The 336-nt window shown below is 69.9% G+C and carries 1 protein-coding gene; it reads right to left on the bottom strand.

The annotated features are described in order from the left end of the window. On the bottom strand, positions 1 to 336 hold a 336-nt coding region (locus OQ02_RS39610; protein WP_033443827.1), incomplete at both ends, for an RHS repeat domain-containing protein.

The following is a 336-nucleotide window of genomic DNA, read 5'->3' as shown; positions in this document are numbered from 1 at the left end:
CCCCGCCCTTGGTGACCCGGGTGATGGAGAGGCCGCCGGGGCCCGGGTAGGTGCGGGTGTCGGTGACGACTCCGGTGCCCTTGTCGAGGGTGATCTCGTCCGCGCCGAGGAAGAGGGTGACCGTCTTGTCCGTGCGCCGGATGAGCTGGCTGCCCCCGGCGTCGTACACGTACTTCGTCGAGCCGCTCGCGGTGTCGTCGACGGCCTCGATGCGGCCCTCGCCGTTCCAGGTGAGCTTCTTGGTGCCGGAGGTGTCCGTGATCGCCGTGGTGTTGCCGGACGCGTCGTACTGGTAGGAGGCGGTCCGCACCTCACCGCCGACGGTCGTCTTCGACG

Origin of the sequence: Saccharothrix sp. NRRL B-16314 (assembly GCF_000716595.1) — a bacterium.
GTDB lineage: Bacteria > Actinomycetota > Actinomycetes > Mycobacteriales > Pseudonocardiaceae > Actinosynnema.
The sequence above is the reverse complement of the archived record's forward strand: the minus strand, read 5'-3'. Positions and strand labels throughout refer to the sequence as shown.